We start from the raw sequence: 24,077 nt of genomic DNA, 5'->3' as shown, positions 1-24,077 counted from the left end.
TTACGATTGTAGTCGTCTCACTCTTGAGACTCCATTAATATTCTTGAGCTTCTTGAAGGTCTCCTCCAATTGCCCCTTATTCTTGACTTCAAGATTGATGTTTCCTGTGAAAACTCCGTTGTTGGATTCAATAGACATACTTTTCATATCCATACCCATACTTCCACTGATGACCGTTGTAATATCGTTGATCATACCCATTCTGTCAAGGCCTTCGATTTCGATCTTCACTCTGTTCTTGAAGCTTTCTGCATTGACCCATTTGGCAGGGATGACACGATAATCATACTGTGCTCTCAGGTTAATGGCATTCGGACAGTTGTCACTGTGTACTTTGATTCCATCGGAAATGGTGATGAATCCGAAAATTTTGTCCCCCGGGATTACCGTACAGCATTTTGCATAGCTGTAGTTCAGTTTTTCCTCATCTTTTCCAAAGATAATCATGTCAAGGTTTTGCTCTTTCGGTTCCTCGAAATGAACATTTTTGGATGGAGATTTTCTGAATCTGGAAAGTAAATTATTGAATACGTTTTTACTTTCAATATATTTTCTTAAACTGCTTGCATCCAGTTCGTTGGTCTGAAATTTAAGAAATAGTTCCTGTGATGATTTTAGATTAAAGAATTTTTGTAATTTATTGATCTCCTCATCATTGAAATTGATTTTGGCATGACGAAGCTTTCTCTGCAGAGTTTCTTTACCTTCTTCCACCAGTTGGTTTTTCTGGGAATTCAGGTAACTTTTAATTTTGGATTTTGCTTTTGAAGTCACTACAAATTCCAGCCAGTCAGACTTCGGTTTCTGGTTCTGAGAAGAAAGGATATCTACCTGATCTCCATTTTGAAGGACATAAGAAATCGGAACCAGTTTTCCGTTGATTTTAGCCCCTAAACATTTCATTCCCAGGTCTGAGTGAACGGAGAAGGCAAAATCTAAAGCAGTTGCGTTGGTTGGTAAGATCTTAATTTCACCTTTTGGAGTAAATACAAACACCTCTTTTGAATAAAGATTCAGCTTGATGTTATCCAAAAGTTCAGAAGTAGAAAGGTTCTGCTGTTGCTCAAGGACTTCACGGATTTCCGTAACCCATTTTTCAAAATTACGGTCATCGGAGCTTTGTTTATAGCCTTCCTTATATTTATAGTGGGCGGCAACTCCTTTTTCAGCAATTTCGTCCATCCTTTCTGAACGGATCTGTACTTCAATCCATTTTCTATCAGGGCCCAGAACGGTAAGGTGAAGACTTTCATATCCTGTGGAACGGGGTTGGGTGATCCAGTCACGCATTCTTGACGGGTTACTGTGATAAACATCCGTAACAATGGAGTAAATTTTCCAGGCCAAGAATTTTTCGTTTTTAGCATCCGATTTATAGATAATCCTGATCGCATAGTTATCAAAAACTTCTTCAAAAGAAACTCCCTGCTTCAGCATTTTTCTGTAAATGGAAGAAATAGCCTTTGCGCGGCCTTTGATGGTAAAATTTAAACCTTCTTCCTTAAGTCTCTCAGAAACTTCGGTTTTAAATTCCTCAATGTATCTTTCACGGCTTTCCTTGGCCAATTCCAACTTTTCCGTGATTTCATTGTATACTTCCGGATTATTGTATTTTAAGGAAAGATCTTCCAGCTCAGATTTGATGTTGTATAATCCAAGGCGGTGTGCCATGGGAGCATAAATGTAAACCGTTTCTGAGGCGATTTTTTTCTGCTTGTCCGGAGCCATGCTTTCCAGTGTCCGCATATTATGAAGACGGTCTGCGATTTTGATCAGGATAACCCTGAAATCTTCAGACAGTGTCAGCAACAGTTTTCTGTAATTTTCTGACTGTACAGAAATATTCTGATGGTTCATGATGGATATTTTGGTTAATCCATTCACGATATTGGCGATTTTCTCTCCAAAGATCTTTTTCAGATCCTCATAAGTGTAATCAGAATCTTCAATAACATCATGCAGTAATGCACAGGCAATAGACGTTGCCCCCAAACCAATTTCTGTCGCTACAATTTTGGCTACAGCGATAGGGTGATAGATGTAAGGCTCTCCGGATTTTCTCCTTTGGTCTTTATGAGCATCCAATGCAATATCGAATGCTTTCCGGATGAGTTTGTTATTTTCCTCATCTAAAGTTCTGTATGTGTTAGAAATCAGGTCCTTATATCTGGCAAGGATCTCTTTATTCTCTTGTTCTAAATCGTAACTCATTTGTGCAGATGCCTATATTTAGACGAAAATACGAAAAATTTTACTTTTTTCAAACATAAAAAATCCGTAGTATGTACTACGGATTTCTGGTTATTAGGTTTTATATCGATTAGGATTTCACTTCTGAATTGATACCCTCGGTTGATGTTTTAATTCTAATGTCCGGGCTATTGTGAATCTCAGCCCTGTTTCTGGCATCAATGTACTTTTTAATGGTATCATAATTGGCCTGATCAATACTCATATTTTCAAATAAATAAGTTTTTATCACTGCATGCTGCGTGAAAATACTCCGGACATTATCCGTCTGGCTGCTATCCTTTACCGCCACACTTGCCAGATATTGGGCGTTAGTTGTTTCACTGCTAAGGTATATGATGTAATCAGAACTAGGAATTCCTGAATTTTCCAGATCACTCTCAAGCTTCTTATAATCACTATGGTGCTCAAATAGCCCAGCTAATATATTTGACATAATTAATGGGTTTTAAAGTTGTGATTAAAGTTAATAATAATTTTTCTATTTTTTTAATGTAAAGTCAATAAAATTTATCTATTATTATTTTATCTATAATATAATGTTAAAATGTTTGGAAATATCTATTGAACAGGTGTTTGAATTTGTCAACTTAATAATTTTTTTAAATTCTATACAGGAATTAAGGTTTCATCAATTCCCCTGCTAAAAGAAGGATCTAAAATTTTCCTGTTATTTAACTCTAATTTTTGGATATGAATTAATTTATTGCTCATGCAGATTTCTAAGTAATTTGCGAAATCAGCGAGAGGTTATATAAAAAGATAATGAGAAGCTTATACATAAAAAGAGATCACTTCATATAGAAATGATCTCTTTGTTTTACTATTTTAAATTCAATTAAATTCTTTCGTTTTTAATTTCCTCTACAATTTCCGGGTTCAGTAAGGTGCTGATGTCTCCGAAATTGCTGAAGTCTCCCTCCGCAATTTTTCTAAGGATTCTACGCATGATTTTACCGGAACGTGTTTTTGGAAGACCTGAAACAAACTGTATCTTATCCAGCTTGGCAATAGGCCCTATCTGGTCAGCGATCAACTGATTGATTTCCTTCTTAAGATTTTCCTTATCACGGCCTTCTCCGGATTCTTTAAGCATAACATAACCATACAATGCGTTTCCTTTGATATCATGTGGATAGCCTACAATGGCAGACTCTGCAACAGCAGGATGCTGGTTGATGCTGTCTTCAATAGGAGCGGTTCCCAGATTATGACCTGAAACGATGATAACATCGTCTACACGCCCTGTAATTCTGTAATAGCCTACTTCATCTCTCAGAGCTCCGTCACCTGTAAAATATTTCCCAGGGAAAGCCGTAAAGTAGGTTTCCTTATATCTTTGGTGGTCTCCCCAGATGGTTCTTGCAATGCCCGGCCATGGAAAACGGATACAAAGATTTCCGGTTACCTGATTGCCTGTAATTTCATTACGCTTGTCATCCATTAAAACAGGCTGGATTCCCGGTAAAGGAAGAGTTGCATAAGTAGGTTTGGTAGGGGTGACGAAAGGAAGAGGTGAAATCATAATTCCTCCGGTTTCGGTTTGCCACCAGGTGTCAACAATTGGGCATTTTTTCTTTCCAACATGATCATTAAACCAGTGCCATGCTTCATCATTAATAGGTTCCCCTACAGATCCGATGACTTTCAGAGAGCTCAGGTCATGCTTGTCTACCCATTCTGTGCTTTCTTTAGCTAAAGAACGGATGGCGGTAGGAGCGGTATAGAACTGCGTGATCTTATGCTTTTCAATCACTTCCCAGAAACGGTCCGGTTCAGGATACGTTGGAACTCCTTCAAAAATAACAGTGGTAGCTCCATTCAGCAATGGTCCGTAAAGAATGTAAGAGTGGCCTGTGATCCAGCCAATATCTGCTGTACACCAGTAAATATCATTTTCTTTATAGTTAAATACGTTTTTGAAGGTGTAAGCCGTATACACCATATATCCGGCACAGGTATGAAGCATTCCTTTTGGTTTTCCCGTAGAACCGGAAGTGTAAAGGATGAAAAGCGGATTTTCAGAATCCATAATAATGGTTACAAAATCAGGAGAAGCTTTTTCGTACAGGTCAGACAACCAGTGATCTCTTCCTTCTTTCATTTTGATTTCATTGTGGGTCCTTTTAACTACAAGAATGTTTTCAACCGTTGGTGTTTTTTCTACAGCTTCATCAACAATGCTTTTCAGATCCAGCACTTTATTTCCTCTGTAGCTTCCGTCTGAAGTGATGACCATTTTAGCTTCACAGTCATTCACTCTTGAAGATACGGCAGAAGCAGAAAATCCGGCAAAAATAACGGAATGCACAGCGCCTAGCTTAGCACATGCCAGCATGGTAATTGCCAATTCTGGGATCATAGGAAGATAGATACAGACTCTGTCTCCTTTTTCAATGCCCATATCCTTTAAAACATTAGCTGTTTTATTGACACGGGTATATAGTTCGTTGTAGGAGATGTGTTGAGCTTCCTCTTTTGGATCATTGGGTTCCCAGATGATCGCAGTCTTGTCGCCTCTGATGGCTAGATGTCTGTCCAAGCAATTTTTGGTGATATTGAGCTTGGCGTTTTTGAACCATTCAATTTTAGCTTCATTCATATCGTACTTAACAACCTTGCTCCATCTCTGATACCATACAAAGTTCTGATCGGCTACTTTGTCCCAGAATTTCTTCGGATTCTTGATGGATTTTTTGTAATCTTCAAAGTATTGTGGTAAATCTTCTATTAAGTAATTTCTCATATCCCTTTCGTTTTTTGAAATTTGAATCGTATTTTAAATATATGTTTAATTTTTCGTTTAAGCTCTGTATTCTCCGATCTTTTCCTGAATTTCTTCAATGATTTTTTCATCATCAATGGTTGGTGGAATCTGGAAATCTTTTCCATCAAGCAAGGTTCTGATAAGCTTTCTTAAGATCTTTCCGGATCGTGTTTTAGGTAATCTTTTGACAACTAAGGCATTTTTTAAAAAAGCTACAGCGCCAATCTTTTCCCGAACCATTTGAATGATATTCTTTTCAATTTCTTCTTCGGTAATGGTGGAACCATTTTTTAAAACAACCGTTGCAAAAGGAACCTGGCCTTTTAAATCATCGTCAATTCCTACAACAGCACATTCTGCAACATCAGGGTGTGACGAGACAATTTCTTCCATTTCTGAGGTGGAAAGTCGGTGGCCGGCTACATTGATGACATCATCCACTCTTCCTGTGATGAAAATATAACCATCTTCATCCTGTATAGCTCCGTCACCAGAAAAATAATACCCGTAGTATTGCGATAAATAGCTGTTTTCAAAACGTTCATGGTCTTTCCAGATGCCCAGAAGTGCTCCCGGAGGAAGAGGGAGTTTAATGACTAAATAACCTTCATGATGAGGATCCAGCTGCAGTCCGTTTTCATCAAAAATTTTGATGTCATATCCGGGAATAGGTTTTCCTGCGGAAGCTCTTTTGATATTGTAACTTTCATCAAAGGTTAATAAACCAAGCATCGGCCACCCGGATTCTGTCTGCCACCAGTGATCGATAGCGGGAACTCCAATGTGTTCAGCAAACCAGTCCAAAGTGGCGACATCACATCTTTCACCGGCAAGAAATTGTTTTTTGAAGTGCGAAAGATCATATTTTTTTACCAATTCACCATTGGGATCTTCTTTTTTTATCGCTCTGATGGCTGTAGGAGCGGTAAACATCACGGAAACTTTATACTCTGAGATAATTCTCCAGAAAGTTCCTGCGTCAGGTGTCATAATAGGTTTTCCTTCAAAAACTACCGTTGTATTTCTGTTGAGTAACGGTCCGTAAACTGAATAGCTATGTCCAACGGCCCAGCCGAAATCAGAGGCTGCCCAATAAGTTTCACCCGGTTCAACACCGTATATATATTGCATGGAAAACTTTAATGCAGTAGCATATCCGCCGGTATCGCGAACAATTCCCTTTGGTTTTCCTGTAGTTCCTGAAGTATAAAGCAGATAGAGTGGGTGAGTGGATTCTACCGGAATGCAATCGGCAGGATTTGATTTTTGAACCAATTCTTCATAATCAATAAGTCCGTCAAACATTTCGTGTTGGTTGTCTACTAATTTTCTGTTGTAAACAATAATATTATCGACTTTATCCTGAGCAAGTTCAATTGCTTTTTCTACTAATGGAAGATAAGGGATTCTTTTAGCAATCTCTATTCCTGCTGTGGCTGTGATTAAAACTTTAGGTTTGCAGTCATCAATTCTTACCACCAGTTCATGTGGGGCAAATCCTCCGAAAACTACATTATGAATAACTCCAATTCTTGCACAGGCAAGCATGGCAAAAAGAGTTTGTGGGATCATTGGCATGTAAATAACTGCTGTATCTCCTTTTTTTAATCCTAAAGAAGCCAGTCCGCCTGCAAATTTTGATATTTCTTCTTTAGCCTGATTGAAGGTGTATGTTTTTTTCTGCCCTGTTACCGGTGAATCATAAACAACAGCATTCTGATCTCCGAAACCATCTTCAATATGTTTGTCAATACATAAATGGCATATATTAAGTTTCCCGTCAGCAAACCACTGAGGATAGCCATTGGAATCATTTGAAAGGATCTGTTGTGGAAAATCAAACCATTGTATAGCTTCAGCCTGTTCTTTCCAGAATTTTTCTTTGTCTTCTATGCTTTGTTTAAATAGAGTATCTGTATCCATATCAATAATCTTGTGTTTGGTGTTTTTTCTATCCTTGTCAAGGTTTTAAACCTTGACAAGGATAATGATAACTGTCTTTAAAACAGCTCTTCAATCTGTTGTATCAGTTTCTTAATAGAATAGGGTTTTGTAACGTAAGCATCCGCTCCCATTTCAAGGCCTTTTTCTATATCTCTCGGATTGTTTTTGGCGCTGAGAAATATCACTTTTGTGTCCTTTAGTTTTTCATCCTGTTTGATAAGGTCTAAGGTGCTGTAGCCGTCAAGATTCGGCATCATAATGTCGAGCAGGATTACATCCGGAACCATTGTTTTTAAAAACTCCAGAACCTCGGTTCCGTCACGGGCAATGTAAACATCGTAACCGTTCTTTTTAAAACTGTATTCCAGGGACATTAATATTTTGTGTTCGTCATCTGCAATGATTATCTTTTTCATAAAGGCTTTTTAAAAGGGTTCAACTTCATTTTTAATCTCGTTTATTATTCTGTCAGGAAGACTGATGGTAAAAGTTACTCCAAGACCGCTGTTTTCAGCTTTTATACTTCCGTTGTGGGCCTGTATTATTTTCTTGGAAATAGCCAGGCCAAGTCCGCTTCCTGTAGGTTTTAAAATGTTCTGATTTTTAGACTGATAAAACTTGTCAAAAATCATTTCCAGATCCTCTTCCGGAATGTGCTTTCCTGTATTGAAAATAGTAATCATCAACTGATTTTCTCTTTCAAACAATTTAGTTTGTATCGTTCCCTGTTCATCTGTGAATTTTAAGGCATTTCCCCATATATTCTGAAGCAGTTGAATCATTCTGGCTTCATCATATTCAAATATAACCCGGTTCAGGAGATTAACCTCACTTAAATGAATATTTTTCTGCTGTATCAGGTGCAATAGGGGGCTTAATGCTTTTTTATAGGTCTCAAGAATGTTGTTTTGTTGAATGTTTAACGAGATTTCACCATGCTGAAGTTTATCAAGATAAAGAATATCGTTGATGATCTCACTTAACCGGTCAGATTCTGTGATGATATTATTTAAAAACTCTTGCTTTATTTCAAAAGGAATATCATCATCGTCAGCTAAGATTTCTCCTGCTGAACGTATCGCAGTAATTGGAGTTCTCAGTTCATGGGCAACAGAATCCAGAAAGTCATCTTTTTGGCGGTCTTTAACAATCAGATTTTCATTGGCATTTCTAAGGTCATCAGAAAGTTTCTGTAATTCTTCAGACTGCTCCGTAAGTTTTTTGTTTAAACTAATGTTTTCTTTGGATTCTTCAAGGATATTCAAAACTTCTTTCAGTGATATTTTATCTTCTTTGGTGACTCCTTCAATCAGAATTTTAGCTGAAGCGGTTCCGATTCTTCCTGCCAGAAGGTTTTCCGAAAACTTAATGAATCTTGAATCAGCGGTCTCTGTTTTAGAATCAATATTATATTTTAAATTGAATATTCTCAACGCCTGTTCGGTCTTATTTTTACCTAAAAATCTTTCGAGGATATTCTGAATATCAGAAATATAAGCTGTTCCTCTCCAAATAAATGCATTTTCGTGATTTTGAATGTATTTATCGATGTCTACATATAATTCAGCAAAGTTTCTTTCACGGTAATTTCCTTTGGTGCTCACTGAAACAATCGTAAACAAGCCAGTATTCACAAGAATTGACCAGAAAAAAATCTGAGGAATCCTGGCCAGATAAGGAATGGTAAAGAAGTCGAAAGAATTATACATATCCCTTAAAACCCCTTTGAGTTCTTGGTTGTACGAAAAATAATACTGTGGAATGATTAATCCGAAATAGCAGATCGCCAACCCGGCAGCAAGCCCGATAACAGCGCCTTTATAGCTTCCTCTTCTCCAGAATATAGCTCCAAAAAATGCCGGAGCGAGCTGTGCAATCACAACAAAAGAGATTAATCCTACGGAATCCAGCGATGTTTTTAAAATAAAATATTTGTAGAATACAAAAGCCATGATAATCAGGGCGAAAATGCTGAATTTTCTGATGTTGGTAATGCTTCTTGTATTTTGTTCCTCATTTTCAGATTTCAGTTTTCCAAGCAAACCGTAAGGAATGATCAGGTTGTTGGAAAGCATGATGGATAAAGTAATAGCAGAGATGATAATCATGGAAATACATGAACTCAATCCGCCAAGGAAAACCAAAACGGTGATTAAAGTATTACCAAAATGCTGCGGAATTAAAATAGAGTAGAACTCAGGATTTACTTTCTCGCCATCAAAGATCAGCCTTCCGCCCCATGCAATCGGGAAAATAAATATGGTGAAGATTAATAAATAAAGCGGAAAAAACCATATTGCTGTTCTGATGTGCTTTTCCTGTCTGTTTTCAACGATCGCGGTATGAAACTGTCGTGGTAATATACAGATAGCTGTTGCTGAGATCATGCATAAAACCATCCAGTTCATGGCACCCTCAATGCCGTTGAAAGTATTTTTTTCTTTAAAATCTTCAAAACGACTAGCTTTTTGGTAGATGTCTGTAAATCCGTCAAAAACATAGTAGATCACAAAAAGACCAAGAATAATAATGAAGAATAGTTTTAGAAAGCTTTCCAGTGCAATAGCGGAGATAATTCCCAGTCGTTTTTCCGAAGCGTCTACATATCTTGTTCCATAATAGGAAGAAAATAAAGCGATTAAAATCACAACAAATGTGGCATTGTCAGTCAGTATATTCTTCGACATCGGAGTTTCTGTTACCAGATGGAAGGTTTCTGATATGGCTTTGATCTGTAATCCGATGTAAGGAACAATCGCTAGAAGACAGACAATCGTGATAATGGCACTCAGACTTCTGCTGTTTCCATATCGTAACGAGATGAAATCTGCGAGGCTGCTTATTTTATTAACCCTGGCAATTCTTACAATTCTTGTGTTAATATAAATCCAGGCAGGAATTATCATTGCAGGGCCAATATAAATCGGTAAATAGTTTAATCCGCTTGTAGCGGCCACTCCGATGCTCCCGTAATACGTCCATGCTGTACAATACACAGCCAATGACAATGCATAAATGTAAGGATTGTTGATCCAGAACTTGCTTCTTTTCTTCTCTGCCAGATGGGCAACTAAGAACAGGAGAGCCAGATAAAACATAACCACAGAAAATAATGCGAAGCTACTCATTGTGCTTTTTTACAATTACAAAGGAAATTACAATGGAGATCATCCAGACAACAAACAGGTAAATCAGAATCATAGGATATCCGAAAACCTCCCGCTCATTATTGAAAAGCAGTGAAATAGGAATACTGAAAGCAATCATCAGTCCGATGCTCAGGATAACCAGTTTTTGTTCGTGTCTTTTTTTCATAAATGATGATGGATAAAAGATAATTGATGAATATGAGCATTCATCAATTATCATTATCTGTTTAATTATAATTTTTCGTCAGAATATTCTCCTGTTAAAGCGTAATAGCCAAACACAGCCATTCCGCCTGAAACAATCGGCATCAGTACAAACAGGATGATGATCCCGAAAACCAGGTCTTCCTGTTTTCCGGAAGTTATTTTTGGAATTCCCATTACTGTAATTGCAAAATATCCTACGACCACAGCTATTGCGATCCAGAGTATGCCTAATATTTTTTTTATTGCGTTCATTTTAGTAGTTTTAAAATTAATAAAAATTTGAGTGATTCAGTGATTAATCGTGAAGATTATTGTTCTTATTTTTAAGATAAATTAATCCGATAATCAAGCAGACTGTAGCCACTCCAATCGGATACCATAATCCCTCAAGATACCATGTGGCATGTCCCGCTTCTTTTCCTGTAGTCACCAGATAAGTAGCTACGGCCGGAAGAAGTCCTCCAAATACACCATTTCCAATATGATAGGGCAAAGACATCGAAGTGTAACGGATTCTCACCGGGAACATTTCAACAAGGAACGCTGCAATAGGCCCATAAACCATAGTTACGAAGATCACCTGGATGAATACTAAGAAAACCAGATACCATTTTGTGCTGTCACTCACCGTTACAGATTGTGAAATCTTAGGTTCTTCAGCTTTTCCGTCTTTTATAACAGGACCACCTGGTGACCAGTGAACAATACTGTCTTTTTTAATTAAAGTTCCATCGGTATAAAGTGTTTCTTTATGGAAGGTTACAAGGCTGTCTGTAGCAATGTCTTTGTGGATTTTAGCGGTTCTTTTTTCGGTAATTCCACTAGTGGCTACCGTTTTATTTTCAAGACTGACGCTTTTGAACATGCTGTCATAAATAGGTCTGTACGCTAAAATTGCCACCAGCATTCCGGTCATCATTACAGCTTTTCTTCCTATTTTATCAGATAACCAACCAAAAAATACGAAGAAAGGAGTCCCTAAAAATAAAGCAGTCGCCATTAAATAATCTACCTGGGTAGAATCAATATTCATTACTTTCTGCATGAAGCTCATAGCGTAGAACTGTCCTGTGTACCAGATTACCCCTTGTCCCATTGCTGCTCCAAAAAGGGCAAGCAATACGAATTTAAAGTTGAATTTATTACCAAAACTCTCTTTTAAAGGATTTTTAGAAGTTTTTCCTTCACTTTTCGCCTTGGCAAAAAGCGGAGATTCCTTCATGTTTTTTCTGATAATATAAGAAACTCCCACCATTAAGATTGAGATCCAGAAAGGAACCCTCCATCCCCAGCCATCGAATTCTTCGGGAGAAAGTGTATTTTTTGTAATTAAAATAACAATCAGCGAAATGAAAAGTCCTGCTGTAGCTGTTGTTTGAATCCATGAAGTCCAATAGCCTCTTCGATGAGGTTGTGCATATTCCGCTACATAAGTTGCTGCCCCTCCATATTCACCCCCAAGAGCAAGACCTTGTAATAATCTAAGGATTAAAACCAAAACCGGAGCCAGGAACCCGATGGTTTCATAACTTGGGATACATCCGATAAGAAAAGTGGAAAATCCCATAATGAGCAGAGTGACAAGGAAAGTGTATTTTCTTCCGATAATGTCACCCAGTCTTCCGAAGAATAAAGCTCCAAAGGGTCTTACCACAAATCCAGCTGCAAAAGTGGCTAGCGTAGATAAAAATGCCGCTGTCGGATTATCTGCAGGGAAAAATTTGGTCGCTAAAACAATGGCCAAACTTCCGAAGATGTAGAAGTCATACCACTCTATCAATGTTCCGAGGGATGAAGCAGTGATAACACTCCAGATGGTGCGGTTTTTCTGCTTTTCGGTCATATTTTCGTAGCTTTCGTGATGGTTTTCGCTCATATTGATTGGTTTTTGATGTTAATGGAAAGAGTAAAATGTTTTATTCTTAATAGAACTTAGCTCATCTTACATTTTATATTTTATATTGCCTTAATGTGTTTAGATTATAAGTAGATCTGGAACTGTACGATGAATTCTCCTTTTGAAGAAGGTTTCTCAGTAGGATTGGTGTAAACTGGTCTTGTTGAATACTGGGTTGTGATTTTTGCATGATGTCCGTCAATAAACCAGTTAGCTCCAACATCAAACTGAGAAGATGATTTGTCAAATGCTTCAAAGTTTTTGTGAGTATACGCTGCAAAGGGTTGTATTCTGATTTTCGGCTTTTCTGCCTGACTTGGTAATAGCAAACCGGCCTGTGCGTAGATAATATTACCTGTTCCGATGGTAGGCTGTAAATTTCCCGGTCCTGCGATAGCTTTATTGCCAATGAAATTAGGGTCGGTAGCTGCAATATTCATTGTTCCCAGATTTCTTACATAATTTGGACCGAAATTGTAGTTATAATATCCGGCGTAGGCTGAAACTGCCATTTTGTTTTTGGCTTCTCCCAATGGGATATCTGCAAAAGCATCTACCGCAAAAAGAGTTATGTCATGTTTTTCTACATTTGAATTCACTGAAGTTCTGGTTCCGTCTGCCTGGTGGTAAAATCCGGCTCCTACATTGAATACTTTTTTTGTCCCAAGATAAGATCCTACTTTGAAAGGTAAGGTGTTGGATTCCTCATCTAAGAATTGATATTCAACATATCCTGCTTTTGAAAAACTTGGATTTCCGTTATTGTCTACTGCTACGGCTTTTGACGGATCGGTCACATTCGCAGGAGCAAGGTCTGTAGCAAAAGGTTTGTTTAAGCTGAAACGATATTCCAGTTTTCCGTATTTACCCTTAGCAAACATTCCGATTTGTCTTCCAAACTGATCCGAATTGTCTATCAGTGGCCATGAGAATACCGGAGAATCTACTGTAAGAAAGTTTAGGGTAGAGGCCATAGTCATACGGGAAAGTCCCATGTAGTAATGAAGGCCTGCCCCTAAAGATAAACTGAATTTTCCTGCTTCTCCAGGTAAAATAACTGCATATTCATTCCAGGCATCATGGAAAAACATCTGGGTTTTCTTTCCGTTTCCGTAACCTCCTGTTCCTGAGGTTCCTGATCCGCCGCCATTGATGAAAGTCTGATTGTTGATTCCAAAATGAAGGAGAATCATATATCTTTTAGAGATCTGCGCATACGTTAGAGCACGTAATCGTCTGTTTCCCAGATTCCACGTGTTGTCTGTTGGTTCATTTCCAACCATGCTTCCGGGATTCATTGCGCTGTTTCTTAGCCAAAGCTGATCCCATAAAATAAATCTGATGAATTTGTCTCCCTCAGGATTGAGGTTAATTTTTAATCCGCTGCCATAATCAGGAGAACCCTGCGAATACATAGAACCGCTAATTAAGGCTATTCCAATAAATGTAAGTAATTTCTTCATAAATTATCAATTTTTGGCGTTGTTTTTTGTGAAAGCCAAATTGGAATTAATAATTTATTTATGAAAATTTAATATATACTATTGGTAATACTATAGTTATATAGAATTGAAAGTATAAAATTCAGGCTGCAAAGTCTATTATCTATCAATCTATTCTCTTTATTCCACCTTCTATTTCTTAAACCTTTCCCATTTAATCAACATATACTTATCAGCAAACTGAGTAATAATAATCCCGGAATTTTTAATGTTGTCTTCTTTAGCAATGTATTCAATCAATTCATTCTGTTTTAATATTTTATACACAGGATGGAATTCAGAATGGGATGGCCTTGTAATATTATATTTCTTGATCCATGAACTTATCGTAACATGAGAAACCCCAATAATTCTTTCAATTTCACGGTAGCTTAAGCCTTCCAGATAGAGTTGTAAGGCTTTGGTTACATAATAGTCATCAATCTGTTTTCCTAGCTTTTTTACGGTAAAATAATAGTTGCAGTTTTTACAGAGAAATCTCTGTTTCTCATTGATAATTCCGCTTTTAACCACTTTATTCCCCTTGCATTTGGGACATGTATTTTCCATAGCTATATTATTTTAGCAAATATATAATAAATTAGCAAAAATATATTTTTCAATAAAGATAATTTTACCTGTGTAAATTTTTAAAACAAAAAAAATATCTTTTTAATTTGGTTTTTAAAGAAAATATATTTTAAATTTGCCAAAAAAATTAGATAAATAAATGGAAATAGAAGTTTCCTCATGCGAACATCTAATGTATGTGAGTGAAATACAGCAGGAAATGTATGATTCTGCACAGCGTAGAGGAACGGGAATCGCAAAACGTTCCATCGAATATTTGAGTAAGAAGATTTCAGAAGGCAATGCTGTGGTTGCTACTGAAAACGGTGAGTGGGTAGGTTTCTGTTATATAGAGACCTGGTCGCATGGGAAGTTTGTGGCTAATTCGGGATTGATTGTATCTCCCAAATTCAGGCATGGCGGAGTGGCTACTCAGATTAAGCATAAAGTTTTCCAGTTATCTAGAGAAAAATATCCGGAAGCAAAGGTATTCGGATTAACAACAGGTCTTGCGGTAATGAAAATCAACAGTGATTTAGGATATAAGCCGGTGATTTATTCTGAACTGACTCAGGATGAGGAGTTTTGGAGCGGCTGTAAGAACTGTGTGAATTATGAAATTTTAATGAAAAAGGAACGTAAAAACTGCTTATGTACAGCCATGTTATTTGTTCCGGAAAATATGAAAAAAAATGAGGTTGTAAATCAGCCTGATCAAAATAAAGTAAACAGTGTTGTGAATACACAACCAGAAATTAAATATAACAATGAACAAGAAAGTCATCTTAGCGTTTAGTGGAGGTTTAGATACTTCCTACTGTGCAAAATATCTTAGTGAAACACTGGGGTATGATGTGTATGCGGTTACTGTAAATACCGGAGGTTTTTCTAAAGAAGAAGAAAAAGAATTAGAAAGAAAAGCTTTAAACCTAGGAGTAAAAGAGTACAGGTGCGTAGATGCTCAGGAAGATTATTATAACTCTTGTGTAAAGTATTTGATTTTTGGAAATGTATTAAAAAATAACACCTATCCTCTTTCTGTAAGTGCTGAACGTACCATTCAGGCGCAGGAAATTGCAAAATATGCTATTGAAGTAGGAGCAGATGCTATTGCTCATGGAAGTACCGGTGCCGGAAACGATCAGGTTCGTTTTGATTTGATTTTCCAGGTAATGTGTTCTGATATTGAGGTTGTTACGCCAATTCGTGACATGGCATTGTCCCGTGAAGAAGAAATTGAGTTTTTGAAGAATCATGGGTATGAAATGGAATTCCATAAAGCACAATATTCCGTAAATAAAGGACTTTGGGGAACTTCCGTAGGTGGAAAAGAGACTTTAACATCAAGAAGTTATCTGCCGGAAGAAGCTTTTCCATCTCAGGTTCAGGAAACTCAACCTTCAGAACTGGAAATTGAATTTAAAAATGGAGAAGTGGTAGCGGTAAATGGAGAAAGTTTTGAGCATTCTGTATACGCTATTCAAAAAATAGAAAAACTGGCTTCTGCTTATGGAATTGGACGTGATATTCATGTTGGTGATACTATCGTAGGAATCAAAGGAAGAGTAGGGTTTGAAGCAGCGGCAGCCTCGGTGATTATCAAAGCACATCATTTATTGGAAAAACATACCCTTTCAAAATATCAGCAGATGATGAAATCTCAGTTATCTGATTGGTATGGAAACTGGCTTCATGAAGCGCTTTTCTTAGATCCGGTAATGAGAAATATTGAATCTTTCTTAACGGATTCTCAGAAAACAGTGAGTGGGAAAGTATTTGTAACCCTTCATCCATACAGATTTATCTTAAATGGAATTGAATCTGATCACGATTTAATGTCTGATAAATTCGGAAGTTACGGAGAAGCCAACAGAGCATGGACGGGAGAAGATGTAAAAGGATATACAAAAATTGTAAGCAATTCCTTAAATATATATCACCAGATTAATCAAAATATCAACTAAAGTTCCGAAGGAACGATTTAACAAAAGATAGGATAGAATCCTATCGATTAAAATATGAAAAAGACAGTAGGAATAGTTGGTGCCAACGGATATACAGGAAGCGAGTTAATACGTTTACTGGCTTTCCATCCCCATGTGACATTGAGTTTTTTATATAGTCGTTCGAATTCGGGAACAAGAATTTCAGATCTGTACCCGGATTTAACGACGGTTTGTGAGCAGGTACTGACGGACCAGCCTGAAGAAGTAGATATTCTTTTTTTATGTCTTCCGCACAAGGAAAGTCAGAACTGGTTAACCCAAAATCCGGTTAAAGAAGAAACATTGGTGATTGATCTGGGAAATGATTTCCGTTTGGACGGAAATTTTGAAAAGAGAAATTTTATCTACGGATTGCCGGAAATCAATAAAAAACAACTTTCAGGATCAAAAAGTATTGCGAATCCCGGATGTTTTGCTACGGCCATTCAGTTAGCATTATTGCCATTGGCTGGGAAAGAGGCCTTGGATGAGGTTTATACTACCGGAATCACAGGCTCTACAGGAGCTGGACAGTCTTTACAGGCAACCACTCATTTTACCTGGAGGAATGATAATGTATCAGCTTATAAAACTTTGGCTCATCAGCATGTAGATGAAATTTTACAACAAATAGTTTTGTTTAATCATAAAGAAGTCAGCCTGAATTTTGTACCATGGAGAGGGGATTTTGCGAGAGGAATTTTTACAAGTTCTACAGTGAAAACAGATTTGGGACTTTCTGACCTCTATCAATTGTATCAGGATTTTTATGCAGAAGCGCCGTTTGTTACGGTAAGTGAAAAAGCAATTGATTTAAAGCAGGTTGTCAATACCAATCGCTGTGTGATCCAGATCGAAAAGAGTGGAAATGTTGCCGTTATTCACTCAGCGATTGACAATTTGTTAAAAGGAGCTTCAGGGCAAGCTGTGCAAAACATGAATATAGCGATGGGCTGGGAAGAAAATACAGGCTTGAATTTAAAACCAATAGCATTTTAAATTCAATTGATTAAAATAAGTCAATCGTATGTTTTAAAAACTAACATCAAATCCGACTTAGGAAAATGGAGCATTAAGAAAATTAATTCTGTGAACGTTAAGAAAATTCTACTGTTCTAAGTACGAGGTGTATATAAAATCGAAGAACTCGTTTAGAATTCGCACAAGTTTTAGAATTTTTAGAGAATAGAACTAATTTTTAGCGGAAGTTTCCAGGTCTTGAACTTTTGTTTCTTTTGTGTCAAGACGAAAGAAATTAATTAAAAACAAAAAAATGAATTTATTCAACGTATATCCATTATTCAACATAAATCCAATTAAAGCTCAGGGATCTTTCCTTTGGGATGATAAAGGAGAGAAATACCTTGATTTTTACGGTGGACATGCTGTAATCTCTATCGGTCACAACCATCCGCATTATCAAAACAAGCTGAAAGAGCAGTTGGAAAAAATTTCTTTCTATTCTAATTCTGTTCAGAATGAATTACAAGTAGAGCTGGCTGATAAACTTGGGAAACTTTCAGGATATGAAGATTATAGCCTTTTCTTATGTAATTCAGGAGCAGAAGCTAATGAAAATGCATTGAAGCTTGCTTCTTTTCACAATGGAAAAAGTAAAGTGCTTTATTTCTCGGGATCATTTCACGGAAGAACTTCTGCTGCAGTTTCTGTAACGGATAATCCGAAAATTGTTGCTCCGGTTAACTTTTCAGAACGATTTATCAAATCTGAATGGAATGACATTAAGCAACTTGAAGAAACTTTTGCCGCATATGGAAATGAGATTTCATCAGTCATTATTGAAGGAATTCAAGGGGTAGGTGGAATCATGATCCCAACACCGGAGTTTTTATCTAAAATTAAAGAATTGTGTGAAAAATATGACACTGTTTTGATTCTGGATGAAGTACAGTCAGGATATGGAAGAAGCGGATATTTCTTTGCCCATCAGGAATTCGGAATTGAAGCGGATATCATTACAACAGCTAAGGGAATGGGGAACGGATTTCCTGTTGGCGGAGTTTTGATTAGTCCCAAGTTTCAGGCTAGTAATGGTTTGTTAGGAACAACATTTGGAGGAAATCACTTAGCCTGTGTAGCTTCGATTGCAGTTCTGGATGTCATGAAAGATGAAAATCTTATCGAAAATACTCAGCAAATGGGTGAGTATATTGAAAATGAAATTAAAGATTTATCCCATATTAAATCAATCCGAAGGAAAGGACTGATGATCGGAATAGAACTCGACAGAGACTGTTCAGACGTAAGGAAAAGCTTACTGTTCGATCATCATATTTTCACTGGAAACTCTAATGATAAAAGTGTTTTAAGGATTCTTCCGGCACTGAATATCAAAAAAGAGGAAACAGATCTTTTTATCAGCGCTTTGAAAGAGGTGTTGGGAAATATTTAATAGGTATTAAAAATCTTTAAAATCAATTCAAAATGAAAAAATTCACTACTGTAAGTGATGTAAAAAACTTGCAGGAAATTATAAAAAAAGCTTTAGAAATTAAAGCAAACCCACTTTCTGAAACAGAAAAAGGAAAAGGAAAAACAATTGGTCTTGTATTCTTAAACTCAAGTTTAAGAACCCGTTTAAGCAGCCAGATTGCAGCGCAAAACCTGGGATTGAATGTATTAACTCTAAATGCAGCTCAGGAAGCCTGGAATCTTGAATTTGCTGACGGAGCTGTGATGAATGGAGATACCGTAGAACATATCAAAGATGCTATTGAAGTTTTAAACCAATATTGTGACATCATTGCTGTACGTTGTTTTGCCGGAATGAAGAGCAAAGAAGACGATGTAAACGAAAGTATTCTGAGCCAATTCGAAAAACATGCAAAAGTTCCTGTTATTTCTTTGGAATCAGCAACCCGCCATCCTTTACAAAGTCTGGCAGACTGTATTACGATTACAGAAAACTGGAAAAAAGACTATAAGCCAAAAGTAGTTTTAACCTGGGCTCCGCATATCAAACCGATTGCTCATGCAGTAGGAAATTCTTTTGCAGAATGGATGCAGGAAATGGACGTTGAGTTGGTGATCGCTAATCCGGAAGGATACGATCTGGACCCTGCTTTCACAAAAGACGTAAAGATTGTTCATGATCAGGATGAAGCATTAAAAGAAGCTGATTTTATCTACGTGAAAAACTGGTCTTCTTTTGAAGACTATGCAGCAATGCCTGAAGTAAAAGAAAACTGGATGCTTACCAATGAAAAACTGGCGAATACCAATCAGGCAAAAGTAATGCACTGTCTTCCGGTTCGCCGTAATGTAGAATTAAGTGATGAGGTAATGGATGGAGAAAATTCCATTATCTACCAACAGGCAAAGAACCGTATTTTCTCAGCACAGGCAGTCTTCAGTGAAATTTTGGATGGCTTGAACGTTGAATAATTCTTTTGCAAACCCATTGCCAAGGTTCTAAACCTTGCCAAGGATTGAAAATTCAACAAGACATAATTAATCCAAACAGAGTCCTGAAGTGACAATTTAATCTAGGGTTGGAATACATTCCAATCAATTTAAAACCCCAGATAGAATGGAAATTCTATCAATACAATAAACATAAGAAAATGAAACAGAAAATATACATCATAAAAATAGGCGGTGCGCTCATTGATGATGAACGATTACTGGATCAGTTTTTAGATCAGTTTTCCGAAATTAAAGAAAAGAAAATCCTTGTGCATGGTGGTGGTAAGTTAGCCACAACGCTTGCTGATAAACTGGGAATCGAGCAGAAGATGATTAATGGAAGGAGGATTACTGATAAAGAAACATTGGATATTGTAACGATGGTATATGCAGGGGGAATCAATAAGAATATTGTTGAGAAACTACAACATAAAAAATGCAATGCCATAGGGTTTTCCGGAGCAGATGGGAATCTTATTAAAGCTAAAAAAAGAGAACATCCTGAAATAGATTTCGGCTTTGTAGGAGATATCAATAAGAAGAGTGTGAATAAGAAACTCGTTTCAAAGTTCATTAAGCTGGATCTTATTCCTGTATTTTCTGCCATTACCCACGATAAAAAAGGAAATCTTTTTAACACCAATGCAGACACTATTGCTTCTGTAATCGCTCAGGCTTTGTCTGAGAAATATGAAGTGGAGCTGCTGTATTGTTTTGATAAAAAAGGAGTGTTGGAAAATGTGGATGACCCGGAATCTCTCATCAAAAGTATTTCTGAAGAAGATTTTACAACGTTGAAAGATGAAGGAAAGCTTCATAAAGGGATTTTACCCAAACTTGAAAATGCTCTTGGAGCAATAAAAAATAATGTAAACAAAGTGTTTCTGATTAAAGAAACAGAATTGAAAAACCATATAGAGAATCATCATGCAGGAACCGAAATCTGTTTATAATAAAGAAGAATTGCTAAACAATGCTGTTGAATTGCTTAAAAATTTGATTGAAATTCCTTCATTCAGCAAAGATGAATTCAATACGTCAGTGGAAATTGAAAACTTTTTCAAAAAGCACCAGATCCCGACGAAGCGTTTTAAAAACAATATCTGGGCGGTCAATAAAAACTTTGATGTATTTAAACCTTCAGTTTTACTCAATACGCATCATGATACGGTAAAACCAAACAAAGCATACACGCTGGATCCGTTTGTACCGATTGAAAAGGATGGGAAGCTGTTCGGATTGGGAAGCAATGATGCCGGAGCCTCTCTGGTTTCCATGGCGCAGGTTTTTTTACATTTTTATGATAAAGAAGATTTAGAATATAATTTAGTGATTGCGTTGACAGCAGAGGAGGAGATTTCAGGTTTTGACGGAATCGAGGCTCTGTTTCCACAGTTACCTAATATCGAGCTTGCCATTGTAGGAGAACCCACGCAGATGAATTTGGCAATAGCGGAAAAGGGACTGTTGGTGATTGACGGAGAGATGAAAGAAACTCCTTCTCATGCTGCTCATCCTAATGACGATAACTCCATTATTAAATGTATGGAGGATCTTCAGGGAATTTTAAATTTTAAATTTCCGAAGGTTTCAGATTATCTGGGCGAAGTGAAAGTTACTCTTTCGGGAATGAATGCCGGAGTGCAGCATAACGTAGTACCGGAGTCCTGCCATTTTACATTAGATGTAAGGGTGACGGATGAATATTCCAATAAAGAAGCCTTTGATATCATTCAGTCGCAGATGAAATCAAAGCTTACCGCAAGGTCTTTCAGGTTAAATTCATCAAAAATAGAAATGGATCACCCGTTTGTAAAAGCAGGATTGGAAATAGGAAGGACAACCTATGGTTCACCAACATCTTCAGATCAGGCGATTATTCCATGTACATCTGTAAAAATGGGGCCTGGAGACAGTAGGCGCTCTCATACAGCGGATGAATTTATCTATATCAATGAAATAGAAGAAGGTATAGAGATCTACATCAGGATTTTGGAAAAAGTGTTATAAAAGATGGGAGCGGGAAGAAGGAAGAAAGGAAGTTATTGTGGTTTACTATTAACTTCCAGTTCTAGCTTCAGACTTCCAGCTTAACATATATTTTGACAAATGCTCAGCAGGCAATAAAGTTCACGTTTTAATAAGGATTTATGCAAACAATACGATTAAAAGTGACTTTACATATTAAGGAAATGTTTTTTATAGTTAATAGTAATAATAAGGATAGTCTTGCTGGGCTTGTCAAAATCAATCAAATATTTTAAATCGGACTGTGATGAAATCAGTATATGATAACCTGCAGTCTTAGAAAATCAATCAGTACTTATGAAAAAAATATGGCAAAAGGATGACCTGGCCACCAATATATTAGTCAATAACTTTACAGTAGGAAAGGACCTTGACTTTGATGAACGTTTAGCAAAATATGATGTTAAAGGTTCTATGGCACACTGTACAATGCTTGCAGAAACCGGAATTATTTCTCAGGAAGAATCCGGGCAGATGCTGGCAGTATTAAATGATATTTTACAGCAAATTGAAAATGGTAATTTTGAAATTGATAAAGAAGCTGAGGATATCCATTCTCAGGTAGAAGCAATCCTGATTACAAAATTAGGAGACACCGGAAAGAAAATTCACACGGCAAGATCAAGAAATGATCAGGTTTTATTGGATATAAAACTGTATTTATTAGATGAGATTCGTGAAATCACAGCATTGACCGATGAGTTTTTCCAGATTTTGATCCAATTGGCAGATCAGCATAAAAATGTGTTGCTTCCAGGATATACCCATTTGCAGATTGCTATGCCTTCTTCTTTCGGATTGTGGTTTGGAGCTTATGCTGAAGCACTTTTGGATGATGTTGAAATGTTGTTTTCAACTAAAAATATCATTAATAAAAACCCATTGGGATCAGCGGCAGGCTATGGTTCATCTTTCCCGATCAACCGTGAAAGCACCACTTATAATCTGGGATTCCAGTCTATGAACTATAATTCAGTCTATGCTCAGATGACTCGTGGAAAATCAGAGAAATTATTAGCCATGGCAATGGCAACTCTGGCAGGAACTCTTGGGAAATTTGCCTATGATGTGTGTCTGTATCTGAATCAGAACTTCAATTTCATCAGCTTTCCGAAAGAATTTACAACAGGAAGCAGTATTATGCCGCATAAAAAGAATCCGGATATCTTTGAGCTGGTTCGTGCACGATGCAACAGAATTCAGGCGTTACCAAATGAGTTGATTTTGCTAACGAATAATCTTCCGTCAGGATACCACAGAGATGTACAGTTGACGAAGGAAATTCTCTTCCCTGCAATTGATTCATTAAAGGAATGTCTGGAGATTCTAAGCTATACTTTACCAAATATTCAGGTGAAAGACGGAATTCTGGAAGATGAAAAATATAAATACCTGTTCAGCGTAGAGAAAATTAATGAAGAAGTGAAAAACGGAAGTTCTTTCCGTGATGCTTATGTGAAAGTAGGGCAGGAAATTGAAAATAATGAGTTTGAATTCGAGCCGGGCACTTTGAATCATTCACACCAGGGAAGTATAGGAAACCTTTGCCTGGATAAAATAGAATACCAGTTCAATAAACTGAAGAATAAATTATTAGGTTAAAATCTAAACCATTAAGATAATAAAAGCTTAGGCAGACATAAAAATCTAAAATTACTTTAGAATCGCCTTATGTTTTATCGTTGTGAAATCCTTAAATCTTAATTGCTTAAGCTGTCTTAATGGTTGGATTTTATTTTGATCTTTGAATTTGATGATTGAACCATTTAAGGTTCTTTAAGATAAGATGAGTTAAGAAAAGTTTGAATTTTCTGCATAGCTTTATAATTAGCTTGCGGATATCCTTAACTATTCTTCATCACTTAAAGTTTCTTAATGGTTTTAAAATTGAAAACTATTCAAGGTCAATCTTGAATTTAGTAGACTTTTTCACTTCATGAAGTACAATAGAACTGTGATACTGTCCGATATTAGGAATGTTTGAAATAACATTGACCGCAAATTCATTATAAGAATTGATGTCTTTGGCAATAATCTTCAACATATAGTCATACTCCCCGGAAAGACTGATGATTTCCTGTACTTCATCATACTTTCCAATATGCTTCTCAAAGGTTTCCAATACCTTCTTGGATTGCTCTTTAAGACGTACATTACAGTAGACTACAATATTCAGACCCAGTTTCTCACGGTTTAAAAGACCTACATACTTCTGAATGATCCCCTGCTTCTCCAGTTGTTTGATTCTTTCATACGTCGGAGTGAAGGTAAGACCTATCTTTTCTGAAATTTCTTTAACAGATAAAGTGGAGTCTTCCTGTATAATGCTGAGAATCATTTTGTCTTTTAAATCCATAGAATATATTTGAATGT

The 24,077-nt window shown here is 36.8% G+C and carries 20 protein-coding genes; 8 read left to right on the top strand and 12 right to left on the bottom strand.

Annotated features, from left to right (window positions below; translation table 11 throughout):
- The 11 genes from DRF65_RS18915 to DRF65_RS18865 form a co-directional block, all read right to left on the bottom strand.
- Positions 1-2,211 carry a RelA/SpoT family protein gene (locus tag DRF65_RS18915; protein ID WP_115972306.1) on the bottom strand — a complete coding sequence of 737 codons (2,211 nt, stop codon included), beginning with the start codon at positions 2,209-2,211 and terminating at the stop codon, positions 1-3.
- A gap of 109 nt (positions 2,212-2,320) precedes the next feature.
- Positions 2,321-2,686 (bottom strand): hypothetical protein, encoded by a 366-nt coding sequence (locus tag DRF65_RS18910; RefSeq protein WP_115972305.1) that lies wholly within the window; start codon positions 2,684-2,686, stop codon positions 2,321-2,323.
- 402 nt (positions 2,687-3,088) lie between these two features.
- On the bottom strand, positions 3,089-4,996 hold the full coding sequence (gene acs, locus DRF65_RS18905) for an acetate--CoA ligase (RefSeq protein ID WP_115972304.1): 1,908 nt from the start codon (positions 4,994-4,996) through the stop codon (positions 3,089-3,091).
- A 57-nt stretch (positions 4,997-5,053) separates the two neighbouring features.
- The gene (locus tag DRF65_RS18900; RefSeq protein WP_115972303.1) at positions 5,054-6,940 is read right to left on the bottom strand and encodes an AMP-binding protein; all 1,887 of its coding nucleotides are present in this window, start codon (positions 6,938-6,940) and stop codon (positions 5,054-5,056) included.
- A 77-nt stretch (positions 6,941-7,017) separates the two neighbouring features.
- Positions 7,018-7,377, bottom strand: a complete 360-nt coding sequence (locus DRF65_RS18895) for a response regulator transcription factor (protein ID WP_115972302.1) — start codon at positions 7,375-7,377, stop codon at positions 7,018-7,020.
- 9 nt (positions 7,378-7,386) lie between these two features.
- On the bottom strand, positions 7,387-10,089 hold the full coding sequence (locus DRF65_RS18890) for an ATP-binding protein (protein WP_115972301.1): 2,703 nt from the start codon (positions 10,087-10,089) through the stop codon (positions 7,387-7,389).
- Positions 10,082-10,276, bottom strand: coding sequence for a hypothetical protein (locus tag DRF65_RS18885; RefSeq protein ID WP_115972300.1), 195 nt, complete (start codon positions 10,274-10,276; stop codon positions 10,082-10,084). The genes DRF65_RS18890 and DRF65_RS18885 overlap by 8 nt, the downstream gene beginning before the upstream one ends.
- A 65-nt stretch (positions 10,277-10,341) precedes the next feature.
- Positions 10,342-10,569, bottom strand: coding sequence for a DUF6814 family protein (locus tag DRF65_RS18880; RefSeq protein ID WP_115972299.1), 228 nt, complete (start codon positions 10,567-10,569; stop codon positions 10,342-10,344).
- Between the two features lie 43 nt (positions 10,570-10,612).
- On the bottom strand, positions 10,613-12,193 hold the full coding sequence (locus tag DRF65_RS18875) for an MFS transporter (protein WP_115972298.1): 1,581 nt from the start codon (positions 12,191-12,193) through the stop codon (positions 10,613-10,615).
- Positions 12,194-12,297: 104 nt separating this feature from the next.
- Complete coding sequence (locus tag DRF65_RS18870; protein WP_115972297.1) at positions 12,298-13,677, bottom strand: porin; 1,380 nt, start codon at positions 13,675-13,677, stop codon at positions 12,298-12,300.
- A 171-nt stretch (positions 13,678-13,848) separates the two neighbouring features.
- Positions 13,849-14,265, bottom strand: a complete 417-nt coding sequence (locus tag DRF65_RS18865; protein WP_115972296.1) for an IS1/IS1595 family N-terminal zinc-binding domain-containing protein — start codon at positions 14,263-14,265, stop codon at positions 13,849-13,851.
- A 160-nt stretch (positions 14,266-14,425) separates the two neighbouring features.
- Between DRF65_RS18865 and DRF65_RS18860 the strand changes: the two genes are divergently transcribed.
- The 8 genes from DRF65_RS18860 (at position 14,426) to argH (ending at position 23,306) form a co-directional block, all read left to right on the top strand.
- Positions 14,426-15,061, top strand: a complete 636-nt coding sequence (locus DRF65_RS18860; RefSeq protein ID WP_228438794.1) for a GNAT family N-acetyltransferase — start codon at positions 14,426-14,428, stop codon at positions 15,059-15,061.
- The gene (argG, locus tag DRF65_RS18855; RefSeq protein WP_115972295.1) at positions 15,033-16,229 is read left to right on the top strand and encodes an argininosuccinate synthase; all 1,197 of its coding nucleotides are present in this window, start codon (positions 15,033-15,035) and stop codon (positions 16,227-16,229) included. Before DRF65_RS18860 ends, argG begins: the two co-directional genes overlap by 29 nt.
- Before the next feature lie 54 nt (positions 16,230-16,283).
- Positions 16,284-17,249 carry an N-acetyl-gamma-glutamyl-phosphate reductase gene (gene argC, locus DRF65_RS18850; RefSeq protein ID WP_115972294.1) on the top strand — a complete coding sequence of 322 codons (966 nt, stop codon included), beginning with the start codon at positions 16,284-16,286 and terminating at the stop codon, positions 17,247-17,249.
- A 274-nt stretch (positions 17,250-17,523) separates the two neighbouring features.
- Positions 17,524-18,663 (top strand): aspartate aminotransferase family protein, encoded by a 1,140-nt coding sequence (locus DRF65_RS18845; RefSeq protein WP_115972293.1) that lies wholly within the window; start codon positions 17,524-17,526, stop codon positions 18,661-18,663.
- A 32-nt stretch (positions 18,664-18,695) separates the two neighbouring features.
- Positions 18,696-19,655, top strand: a complete 960-nt coding sequence (locus DRF65_RS18840) for an N-acetylornithine carbamoyltransferase (protein WP_115972292.1) — start codon at positions 18,696-18,698, stop codon at positions 19,653-19,655.
- A gap of 179 nt (positions 19,656-19,834) precedes the next feature.
- Positions 19,835-20,629, top strand: a complete 795-nt coding sequence (argB, locus tag DRF65_RS18835) for an acetylglutamate kinase (RefSeq protein ID WP_115972337.1) — start codon at positions 19,835-19,837, stop codon at positions 20,627-20,629.
- Positions 20,604-21,686 carry a M20 family metallo-hydrolase gene (locus DRF65_RS18830; RefSeq protein WP_115972291.1) on the top strand — a complete coding sequence of 361 codons (1,083 nt, stop codon included), beginning with the start codon at positions 20,604-20,606 and terminating at the stop codon, positions 21,684-21,686. The genes argB and DRF65_RS18830 overlap by 26 nt, the downstream gene beginning before the upstream one ends.
- Before the next feature lie 315 nt (positions 21,687-22,001).
- The gene (argH, locus tag DRF65_RS18825) at positions 22,002-23,306 is read left to right on the top strand and encodes an argininosuccinate lyase (protein WP_115972290.1); all 1,305 of its coding nucleotides are present in this window, start codon (positions 22,002-22,004) and stop codon (positions 23,304-23,306) included.
- Between the two features lie 292 nt (positions 23,307-23,598).
- Here argH and DRF65_RS18820 read toward each other — a convergent pair whose 3' ends face one another.
- Complete coding sequence (locus tag DRF65_RS18820) at positions 23,599-24,060, bottom strand: Lrp/AsnC family transcriptional regulator (protein ID WP_045495405.1); 462 nt, start codon at positions 24,058-24,060, stop codon at positions 23,599-23,601.
- Between the last annotated feature and the right edge of the window lie 17 nt (positions 24,061-24,077).

The organism is Chryseobacterium pennae, assembly GCF_003385515.1.
Taxonomy (GTDB): domain Bacteria; phylum Bacteroidota; class Bacteroidia; order Flavobacteriales; family Weeksellaceae; genus Chryseobacterium; species Chryseobacterium pennae.
Note: the sequence above shows the minus strand (reverse complement) of the source record. Positions and strands in the feature narration are given on the sequence as shown.

Bases quoted from the DNA above. Each gene is read 5' to 3' on its own strand.
- DRF65_RS18880 (WP_115972299.1), bottom strand. From the start codon at position 10,569: ATGAACGCAATAAAAAAAATATTAGGCATACTCTGGATCGCAATAGCT.
- DRF65_RS18895 (WP_115972302.1), bottom strand. From the start codon at position 7,377: ATGAAAAAGATAATCATTGCAGATGACGAACACAAAATATTAATGTCC.
- argH (WP_115972290.1), top strand. From the start codon at position 22,002: ATGAAAAAAATATGGCAAAAGGATGACCTGGCCACCAATATATTAGTC.
- argB (WP_115972337.1), top strand. From the start codon at position 19,835: ATGAAACAGAAAATATACATCATAAAAATAGGCGGTGCGCTCATTGAT.
- DRF65_RS18865 (WP_115972296.1), bottom strand. From the start codon at position 14,265: ATGGAAAATACATGTCCCAAATGCAAGGGGAATAAAGTGGTTAAAAGC.
- DRF65_RS18875 (WP_115972298.1), bottom strand. From the start codon at position 12,193: ATGAGCGAAAACCATCACGAAAGCTACGAAAATATGACCGAAAAGCAG.
- DRF65_RS18840 (WP_115972292.1), top strand. From the start codon at position 18,696: ATGAAAAAATTCACTACTGTAAGTGATGTAAAAAACTTGCAGGAAATT.
- DRF65_RS18860 (WP_228438794.1), top strand. From the start codon at position 14,426: ATGGAAATAGAAGTTTCCTCATGCGAACATCTAATGTATGTGAGTGAA.
- DRF65_RS18870 (WP_115972297.1), bottom strand. From the start codon at position 13,677: ATGAAGAAATTACTTACATTTATTGGAATAGCCTTAATTAGCGGTTCT.
- argG (WP_115972295.1), top strand. From the start codon at position 15,033: ATGAACAAGAAAGTCATCTTAGCGTTTAGTGGAGGTTTAGATACTTCC.
- DRF65_RS18885 (WP_115972300.1), bottom strand. From the start codon at position 10,276: ATGAAAAAAAGACACGAACAAAAACTGGTTATCCTGAGCATCGGACTG.
- DRF65_RS18910 (WP_115972305.1), bottom strand. From the start codon at position 2,686: ATGTCAAATATATTAGCTGGGCTATTTGAGCACCATAGTGATTATAAG.
- DRF65_RS18830 (WP_115972291.1), top strand. From the start codon at position 20,604: ATGCAGGAACCGAAATCTGTTTATAATAAAGAAGAATTGCTAAACAAT.
- DRF65_RS18820 (WP_045495405.1), bottom strand. From the start codon at position 24,060: ATGGATTTAAAAGACAAAATGATTCTCAGCATTATACAGGAAGACTCC.
- DRF65_RS18890 (WP_115972301.1), bottom strand. From the start codon at position 10,089: ATGAGTAGCTTCGCATTATTTTCTGTGGTTATGTTTTATCTGGCTCTC.
- acs (WP_115972304.1), bottom strand. From the start codon at position 4,996: ATGAGAAATTACTTAATAGAAGATTTACCACAATACTTTGAAGATTAC.
- DRF65_RS18845 (WP_115972293.1), top strand. From the start codon at position 17,524: ATGAATTTATTCAACGTATATCCATTATTCAACATAAATCCAATTAAA.
- DRF65_RS18900 (WP_115972303.1), bottom strand. From the start codon at position 6,940: ATGGATACAGATACTCTATTTAAACAAAGCATAGAAGACAAAGAAAAA.
- argC (WP_115972294.1), top strand. From the start codon at position 16,284: ATGAAAAAGACAGTAGGAATAGTTGGTGCCAACGGATATACAGGAAGC.
- DRF65_RS18915 (WP_115972306.1), bottom strand. From the start codon at position 2,211: ATGAGTTACGATTTAGAACAAGAGAATAAAGAGATCCTTGCCAGATAT.